At 39.7% G+C, this 2363-nt stretch carries 5 protein-coding genes; all 5 read right to left on the bottom strand.

The genetic code is table 11. The annotated features are described in order from the left end of the window. The coding region (locus AC52RT_RS07460) for a translation initiation factor IF-2 N-terminal domain-containing protein (protein WP_495540156.1) at nucleotides 1-241 on the bottom strand (241 nt) is incomplete at its 3' end. Nucleotides 242-261: 20 nt separating this feature from the next. Continuing rightward, nucleotides 262-564 carry a YlxQ family RNA-binding protein gene (locus AC52RT_RS07455; protein ID WP_040374856.1) on the bottom strand — a complete coding sequence of 101 codons (303 nt, stop codon included), beginning with the start codon at nucleotides 562-564 and terminating at the stop codon, nucleotides 262-264. A 5-nt stretch (nucleotides 565-569) separates the two neighbouring features. After that, the gene (rnpM, locus tag AC52RT_RS07450) at nucleotides 570-845 is read right to left on the bottom strand and encodes an RNase P modulator RnpM (protein ID WP_040374839.1); all 276 of its coding nucleotides are present in this window, start codon (nucleotides 843-845) and stop codon (nucleotides 570-572) included. 17 nt (nucleotides 846-862) lie between these two features. Next, nucleotides 863-1984: a transcription termination factor NusA gene (gene nusA, locus AC52RT_RS07445; RefSeq protein ID WP_340849715.1), complete on the bottom strand. Its 1122-nt coding sequence runs from the start codon at nucleotides 1982-1984 to the stop codon at nucleotides 863-865. Nucleotides 1985-2041: 57 nt separating this feature from the next. Beyond that, nucleotides 2042-2363: ribosome maturation factor RimP (gene rimP, locus AC52RT_RS07440; RefSeq protein WP_495540155.1), on the bottom strand; the 322-nt coding region annotated here is incomplete at its 5' end.

Raw genomic sequence — 2363 nt, 5'->3', positions numbered from 1 at the left:
CTTTTTCATTCGCTTCTTCTTCGTATTTTTCAACGACTTTTGAAGCCGGCTGGCTGTTTGTGCTGTCTGCTGTATTTGATTGATTTTTATTTAATGTATCGTTTAATTTATTAACCGTAGAATCGTCTAATGCTGTCATATGATTGGATACCTCTATGTTCATTTCTTTGAGTTTATTTATTACGTCTTTACTTGAAACATTTTTCTCTTTTGCATATTCGTACACGCGCATTTTAGTCATACGTTCACCCCCGGAAAAATTCAATCGAGCAACGTTTGGAGTTTTTTAGCAAAACCTTCATCCAGAACTGCAACGGCGACACGTGCTTCCTTGCCTATTGCTTTTCCCAGTAATTCCCGATTATCGACTCTTTTGAGAGGAACTTTATAGAAGATGCATTTATCAGTTAGTTTTTTTTCTGTATTCTTAGAAGCATCGGCAGCTAAAATCACCAATTTGGCATTGCCGTTTCTGATATCTTTTAGCACTAATTCTTCTCCAGAAATCAATTTACGCGCTCGATTGGCCAAACCTAATAGAGACATCCACTTTTGTTGGATCATGATGGTCACTGTTGCTCCTTATCCACTATTGCAAGTAATTGTTCATAAAGGGAAGGATCGATGTGTGCGCTGAGTTGATTCGCCAGCACATTTTTCTTCTGTGCTGACAAAATGATTTCCCGGTCAAGCGTCAAGTAGGCTCCACGCCCAGACTTTTTGCCTGTGGGATCAATGCTGACTTCCCCTTCTTTAGATCGTACGATACGAATTAGCTCTTTTTTCGGCTTCATTTCACCGCTAGCAATGCATTTGCGCATCGGTATTTTCTTTCGGCTATTCATTGTCGATCACCTCTTACTTATTCTTCAACATCAAAGTCTTCATCGTTATCATAGCTGTCTTGGCTAAGCAGCGGTTCTTGATCTTCAAGTGGATAGATTCCAGCTTCGCGGGCTTCTGTCTCACTCTTAATATCAATTTTCCAGCCTGTTAGTTTAGCAGCAAGACGAGCGTTTTGTCCACGCTTGCCGATAGCAAGGGAAAGTTGATAGTCAGGTACGATAACGGTCGTTCCTTTGTCGTCTTCTTTAATCAGTACTTCAAGCACCTTAGAAGGGCTTAATGCATTGGCTACGAATACAACTGGATCTTCTGACCATTTGACAATGTCTATCTTTTCGCCTTTAAGCTCATTAACAATCGCTTGGACACGCTGTCCTTTTTGACCAACGCATGAACCTACTGGATCGACTTCTTCGTTATCTGAGTGAACAGATATCTTCGAACGATCTCCTGCTTCACGGGCTACTGATTTTATTTCAACTGTACCATCAAAAATTTCTGGTACTTCAATCTCAAATAACCGTTTCAACAAACCAGGATGTGTACGTGAAACAAAGATTTGAGGGCCTTTTGATGTCTTTTCAACCTTCGTGATAAAAACTTTAATACGATCATGAGGTTTATAAGACTCATTTGGCATTTGTTCGTTGATTGGTAGAAGCGCCTCTATTTTACCTAAGCTGACATAGATAAAACGTGAATCTTGGCGTTGTACAATACCCGTCATGATGTCTTCTTCCCGATCAATAAATTCGGAATAGATAATGCCGCGTTCAGCTTCGCGCACGCGTTGAGTAACAACCTGTTTAGCCGTTTGAGCAGCAATGCGGCCAAAGTCTTTCGGCGTTACTTCCATTTCTACAACATCATCAAGCATATAATTCGGGTTTATTAATTGGGCCTCTTCAACAGAGATTTCTAACCTTGCATCAAATACTTGATCAACAACATCTTTACGGGCAAAGACTCTCATCGATCCCTTATCAAAGTTCATGTCGATACGAACATTTTGTGCTTGGTTAAAATTACGGCGGTATGCCGATATAAGTGCAGCTTCAATGGCATCAATTAAGATATCCCTTGATATGCCTTTTTCTTTTTCTAAAATATAGAGAGCATCAAGTAACTCCTTGCTCATGGTTGATCCCCCTTATGCATTCACATAAAAATTTTGACGTTTTCCTACGTTTATCTTTTAGGAAAATGTAACGGCCAAGCGTGCTTTTGCAACTTTTTCATACGGAATGACGATTAATTTAACTCTTGTTTTGATTTTAACTTCTAGTGTTACTTGTGTGCCGTCAAACTCTAGAAGCTTTCCTTCAAACTCTTTTTCATTAAGAATTGGTTCATATGTTTTTATGTAAACATGTTTCCCAATCGCTTTTTGGAAGTCTTTGTCCTTCTTAAGGGGACGTTCTGCTCCAGGTGATGAAACCTCAAGATAATAATTCTGCTCGATTGGATCGGTTTCATCCAGCTTTTCGCTTAATTTCTCACTGACTATGCCGCAGTCC

It is taken from the genome of Peribacillus sp., from assembly GCF_059453735.1.
Note: the sequence above shows the minus strand (reverse complement) of the source record. Positions and strands in the feature narration are given on the sequence as shown.

Coding starts and splice junctions, on each gene's coding strand:
- AC52RT_RS07455 (WP_040374856.1), bottom strand. CDS start 564: ATGATCCAACAAAAGTGGATGTCTCTATTAGGTTTGGCCAATCGAGCG.
- rnpM (WP_040374839.1), bottom strand. CDS start 845: ATGAATAGCCGAAAGAAAATACCGATGCGCAAATGCATTGCTAGCGGT.
- nusA (WP_340849715.1), bottom strand. CDS start 1,984: ATGAGCAAGGAGTTACTTGATGCTCTCTATATTTTAGAAAAAGAAAAA.